Origin of the sequence: Psychrobacter sp. (assembly GCF_030457785.1) — a bacterium.
Lineage (GTDB): Bacteria > Pseudomonadota > Gammaproteobacteria > Pseudomonadales > Moraxellaceae > Psychrobacter.
In genome coordinates this window covers 1-5632 of the sequence record NZ_JAKDUI010000179.1, presented here as the reverse complement: position 1 = coordinate 5632, position 5632 = coordinate 1, and the positions used below count along the sequence as shown (strand labels likewise).

The 5632-nt window shown below is 44.9% G+C and carries 5 protein-coding genes; 3 read left to right on the top strand and 2 right to left on the bottom strand.

The genetic code is table 11. The annotated features are described in order from the left end of the window. Positions 1–89: 89 nt before the first annotated feature. Positions 90–1751, bottom strand: coding sequence for a DNA polymerase III subunit epsilon (gene dnaQ, locus L0J61_RS08755; protein WP_301466064.1), 1662 nt, complete (start codon positions 1749–1751; stop codon positions 90–92). Positions 1752–2098: 347 nt separating this feature from the next. Between dnaQ and L0J61_RS08750 the strand changes: the two genes are divergently transcribed. Further along, positions 2099–2701 carry a hypothetical protein gene (locus tag L0J61_RS08750; protein ID WP_301466063.1) on the top strand — a complete coding sequence of 201 codons (603 nt, stop codon included), beginning with the start codon at positions 2099–2101 and terminating at the stop codon, positions 2699–2701. 98 nt (positions 2702–2799) lie between these two features. Further along, positions 2800–3105 (top strand): hypothetical protein, encoded by a 306-nt coding sequence (locus L0J61_RS08745; protein WP_301466062.1) that lies wholly within the window; start codon positions 2800–2802, stop codon positions 3103–3105. 174 nt (positions 3106–3279) lie between these two features. Here the strand turns inward: L0J61_RS08745 and L0J61_RS08740 are convergent, their stop codons facing one another. Beyond that, on the bottom strand, positions 3280–3741 hold the full coding sequence (locus tag L0J61_RS08740) for a YkvA family protein (RefSeq protein WP_301466061.1): 462 nt from the start codon (positions 3739–3741) through the stop codon (positions 3280–3282). A gap of 610 nt (positions 3742–4351) precedes the next feature. Between L0J61_RS08740 and L0J61_RS08735 the strand changes: the two genes are divergently transcribed. Beyond that, the gene (locus L0J61_RS08735; protein WP_301466060.1) at positions 4352–5584 is read left to right on the top strand and encodes an LD-carboxypeptidase; all 1233 of its coding nucleotides are present in this window, start codon (positions 4352–4354) and stop codon (positions 5582–5584) included. The last annotated feature ends 48 nt before the right edge of the window (positions 5585–5632 follow it).

The following is a 5632-nucleotide window of genomic DNA, read 5'->3' as shown; positions in this document are numbered from 1 at the left end:
AGATTAGTGAGGTGCTCTTCTTTTTTCAATCACTTTCGAAGTTGAGAGTGGGGTATAAATATTGGATAAGGCAGTAACCGTAAGGAGCTTTATATATGGGTTTTGAGATTAGGATAGTCTTCTGAAAGTGACGCATACCAGCTTTGGTTGGCGTTTTCATCCATAGACGATTCTAGCAGCAATGAAGCCAAGTCTGAAAAATTGGCATGAGCGGTTTGACCGCCTTCTGCTTGTGTGTCTTCTTCAATAGCGAGGGTTACCTGTCCGCCAGTCATCGCCAGATAGACTTCAGCTAAAATCTCTGAATCAAGTAAAGCCCCATGGAAGGTACGGTCTTGTTTACCGACATCTAGGCGGCGAACCAAGGCATCTAGTGTATTCTTTTGCCCAGGGTACTGCTGTTTAGCCATGGCTAGCGAGTCAGTCACTTGTACTTTTTCGGAGAAGTCGTGTAAGCCAACTTTGGCAAACTCCATGTTTAAGAAGTTGATATCAAAGGTAGCGTTGTGTGCGACGATCTCAGCACCGCTCATGAAGTCATATAACGACTGTGCGACTTGATCGAATGTGGGTTTGTCTGCTAAGAAAGCCTCGGAGATACCATGAATGCGAATAACTTCTTCGTCCATGCCGCGTTTTGGGTTGATGTAGACATGCAGTTTTTCACCAGTGAACTTGCGGCCGACAAGCTCGACGATACCGACCTCGATGATGCGGTCACCTTTTAGCGGATCCAGCCCTGTGGTCTCCGTATCCATAATCAGCTGACGATCTGACTCGTGACGATGAACGGGTTTGGGTAACAGGGGTTTAAAGTGTGGATTGGCACGACTGGTATCACCATCGAATTTTGGCGCATCCGCGTCAATGGTAGGTTCAATACCAGATGTTTGGTTGTTCGTATTTGATTCTGTCATAGGTGCTTGGGCTTCTGGCATCTTTGTATCACTCATTGGTTTGGTCGCATGGCTTTGAGAGTGGTTAGTGTTTGCAAGGGTTTTTTGGTCGAGTGGGTCTTGATGATTGTTTTTCTCGTCGAGTATGGGTGTATGAGCTTCGCTTTCGAGGTGGTTATTTTCCGAATTTTCTAATGGCGTAGCGTCGAAGTCGTCACTCTCATCGCATGTCATATCAAAACCCAGTGGATCAAAACTTAACCAATCATCGTTGGGTTTTTCTGTTGCATTAGCCATTGTTTGCTGTTTTTTTTTAGGTGACTGGAGTACATTTGCCGTGGGTTGCGCTTCGCTACTAGAGGTCACGCCCAGATTTGCCAACTCATCGGCTTTTTCGTTGCCAGCATGACCGGCATGACCTTTGACCCAATGCCAGTCCACATCACGCTGCTGGCAGAGCTCATCTAGTTGTTGCCACAGGTCTTGATTGGCGACCGGTTTTTTACTCGATGTTTTCCAGCCCTTTTTTTTCCAACCTTCGATCCACTTGGTAATGCCGTTTTTGACGTAGCTAGAATCGGTCCAAATTTCGAGGTTTTGTTCGTGTGGGCTGTGGGTTAAAGCTTGTATCGCACCCATTAGTTCCATGCGGTTATTGGTTGTTTTTTTATCACCACCATACAAGTCTTGCGTTTGACCATCACTAAAAATAAGGTGCGCGCCCCAGCCACCAGCGCCTGGATTGCCTTTGCAGGCGCCATCTGTGTAGGCGACGGTAGTGCTTGCTTTGGCAGCCAATGGGTCAGTTGTGTTGTTTTGATGGGTATGTGACACGGAATGCTGAGAGTCTGACATAAAAGCTGAGTAACCTAATAAGTGAAATCGGTAATGATGACGGTGAAGTAAGGAATGGTTTCTTGTTGTTTTTTCTCCCGGCTGGGACGGGCTATTCTGAAATTAAGTATAGCAAATCTAGCATAATGATGGGTGGTAGAGGGGCACAAAATCACAAAACCCTAACTGACAGTGAGAGGATAATATTTCATTCTGGTTTTCTGTTAGAATAAGCAGCCTTGTTTGGTCGACTATCTGTCGTAACTTCATGCCTTTGAACAGCTTCTTGCCATTTGTTTTGAGTTGAATAAATGATAGTCAGGTGCTCAATTAACAATTTTTATGCATAAACGCAGGATAACGCCATCATGTTTTTAGACTTACATCGTCTCAATATAAGAAAGACGCGATTGTTGCTTGCCATGGCAGTGACCAGTACGGTTTTATTGACTGCGTGCAACGATACTCAAGGTAGTGGCGATACGGTTGCAGCAGAGGACTTAACAGTCTTTGCAGGTTGCTATACGGTCAGTCACGATGAACCTGCACAAATCAAAGTTAGCCAACAAGATGGCGCATGGATAATGCAGATGAAAGAGCCTGCAAATGCGAGCCGCGTTTGGGATGATCCTGAACCGTTGGAGTTGATAGAAAACAGCGATATACCGCAGTTTTTCTCTATTGATCCGGACAATGTTGATGCAGTCATCGGTCGCCCTGATAGGGTGCTGGTGCTGGCTCATGTCAGACCTGTTTATGCCAATATAGACCCGTTACTAGACAGTGAGTATTTATCCTATATTTATCGTGGGGCAAATACTATTTACCGTGTAGAATGTGATGAGGTCAATACAGATGTTTTAGCCAATCCGCATGCTGATATTGTCATTGATAACGTCAATTCAGCTGATCAAAGGGTCGGTGACAATGTGGTCAGTGAGATCAGAGTGGTTCATGAAGATAGCCAGTGAAAATAGGTAGAAAGTAAAAGCATTTAGAGTTGTTCAGTCGCAAATGCTCAAATATATCGCGCTTACGATAAATAATTAGTTTAATAGAGTTAGGCAATATGGGTTTTTTTAGTTATGTGGTGTTGGGTGGGTTCTCGTATGCTGCTGGTTGGGCCGTCAGAACATATATACTGGATAAAAAGCCGGAGCCAGAGCAGCCGTACAACCTGAAGCATCCGACTATTTTGTTGTATATGGTTGGGTTTTGCCTCGTCATGCTTGTAGTCTCGTGGCTTATGGGTCGCTATTTGCTTGGACATGTCACGATGGATGTGCCTTTTATTGTCGTTAACAGCCTTGTTGCGACCTTTGTATACTCGTTTGGTCTTAACCCAGAAAAAGCCAGCTATGATGTGCCAGATTGATGGTTTTTTAGTAGATAAAATAAAGTGTTTTTTGTCAGTTGACAGGGCTGGTTGCGCGGTTGAGATTGGGGTATTAAAAAAACAGCAGGGTCAATGATGTTTTCATTGACTCTGCTATTTTTACAGGCGTTACAAGCAATTATTGGAATCATTGCGCTGCGCAGACAGCTGCGATTATTTCTTACTTTCTTTTTTATCGTCGCTAGCTTCAGTGTTCTCTTCTTCGTCCTCATTAGCCTTCGTGTCGTTAGACTCTTCGGCTTCTTTTTCAGAATCGGTCTGTTGCTCTTTCCATTTTTTGTACTTCGATAAGTCTTTTTCCATCAGCTTCAGACAGAATCTCAGTACCAAAGCGTCGTCGACTTGACCGATGAAAGGAATGAAATCTGGAATGAGATCGATGGGGTTGAGCACATAGAGCAAACCCACGACGGCTGCTGAGATGGTTTTGTAGGGAATATTGCGATAGTTGCCTCGATAGTAATCTTTTACCAAGCTCATTAGTAGCAGCAAGTCTTTGGCGTAGCGTTCAAGACCACGACCGTTATCGAGCTGATCGTTTATTTTGTCTTCTTTACCCAATATGTGTTTGATGCTCTCCATTAGGTTCTTATCTTCTTTTTCTTTATCGGCCATGCTCGTGTTCCTTGCGTATTTGAAGGTTTGGATTAGGGCGTGTTTGATTATTCACAAACACGCCCTGTGCTTTTCCATGATTCACCCTTTACTATAGCAAGAGTCGTGACTTCCTCCAAATAAGACTATGGGTATATCTGTATAACTTTATTTACTAGGTTAGGGCGTGTCATCACTTGACGTATCATTGCTTAAACAGTGAATCTCAAATAATGAATCTTAAATAGTAAGTCTTAAAATGATTGAATGTGTTGATTGGTGATATGCCTTAAATATTCAGTCTGAGAGGTACAGGTTAAAATAACCAAATATTCGTCAAACCTTACCAAAATCCGCTTGATCATATCAAGTAACTTGTCAGTATCGCGATATCAATCATGGGGTTTTTCTGCTTGGTTTTAGTAGTGATTATTTGTTTCGTCCTCTCCAAAACATGAGTGTGTCCGAAAAATATAATAAGCTAACGCCACTACAGCCACGTGAGCGTGGTCACCTGCGTTATAATAGGGTGCCAAAAAGAGCTGTATGTGCTGTATGTTAAGTCGTGCGACGCTTGTTTATGGCATCTTTGTTAAAAAAGCATCAATTGAATGGTACAAAAGGTAGCATAATGACCAAAAAATTATCTGTGGTTAATCGTCGCCAGTTTTTACGTCAAGCTGGCATCAGTGCGGGCGCAGGACTGGTTGCGAGTCACAGCATGACTCAGGTATTGGCAGCGAACTCTGCTGAGCAAGACCGACGCCTGCAGTTTACCAAAGATGACTTGCCGACTTCATGGGTGAGCGAAGAGTCTGCAGCGCAAACGACGACGTCACAAGCAGTAGAAAGAACCTGTATCGCGCCGAGTATCGAGACACGGCTCTTTGCTAGCTCCAATGTGGGTGGCAGTAATGAGCGTATTCAACTGGCATTGCAGCGTTTGGCTTGTGCAGGTTTCAAAGTAGATAATCCTGCCATTACCAGTCGCCAGTATTTGCGCTTTGCTGGGACTGATTCGCAGCGCGCGAGTGATTTGCAAAACATCGCTACTGGTGCTATTGAGGCACCAAAGCTACTATTAGGCGTACGCGGCGGCTATGGGGCAGTTCGTTTGCTGCCTATGGTTGATTGGTCGACGCTTGGGCGTATTATGCAGGAGCGCGGTACGATACTGGCGGGCTTTAGTGATGTGACCGCCATTCAATGTGCGCTTTTGGCGAAAGGGGATATGAGCTCGCTTGCCGCGCCGATGCTTTATAGTGAATTTGGTAAAACCAATCCTGACCAAGTAAGCTGTCGGCAGTTTTCGGAAGCACTTACCAATCCCAGTTTGGCTATTACCGTGCCAGATGCGTCTTTGACCAGTACAAACTTACCGAGTATCTTGGCAAGTGGCGAACCGAAAACTATAACAGGCACCATTTGGGGTGGCAATTTGAGTGTCGTATCAGCGCTGGCAGGCAGTGAATACTTACCACGTATTCGTGGTGGCATTGTGTTTTTAGAAGATGTGGGCGAGCAGGCGTATCGTATCGAGCGCATGCTCTATGATTTGTATTTAGCAGGTGTGTTTGAGGGTCAGCAAGCAATTGTCTTTGGCGCATTATCAGGTTCAGGTGAAGACAGCTACGACAAGCGCTATGATGTCGCTACCGTGATTCGTCAACTGCAGCAGCTGACAGGATTGCCGATCTATAGTGGCATGAGCTTTGGGCACATTGGCAACAAACACAGCTTCCCACTGGGAGCAAGGTGTCAGATTAGTGAGAATACCACTGGCGGCTACCAACTTGCATTTACCGATTATCCAACCATCAAGGCAGCCTCAGTTCACACTGAAGGATTGTGGCAAAGCGTTTAACATTTTACCGCAGAAATCCCCTACCTCTAAGGTAGTGGGATGAATGCG

Coding starts and splice junctions, on each gene's coding strand:
- dnaQ (WP_301466064.1), bottom strand. CDS start 1,751: ATGTCAGACTCTCAGCATTCCGTGTCACATACCCATCAAAACAACACA.
- L0J61_RS08750 (WP_301466063.1), top strand. CDS start 2,099: ATGTTTTTAGACTTACATCGTCTCAATATAAGAAAGACGCGATTGTTG.
- L0J61_RS08745 (WP_301466062.1), top strand. CDS start 2,800: ATGGGTTTTTTTAGTTATGTGGTGTTGGGTGGGTTCTCGTATGCTGCT.
- L0J61_RS08740 (WP_301466061.1), bottom strand. CDS start 3,741: ATGGCCGATAAAGAAAAAGAAGATAAGAACCTAATGGAGAGCATCAAA.
- L0J61_RS08735 (WP_301466060.1), top strand. CDS start 4,352: ATGACCAAAAAATTATCTGTGGTTAATCGTCGCCAGTTTTTACGTCAA.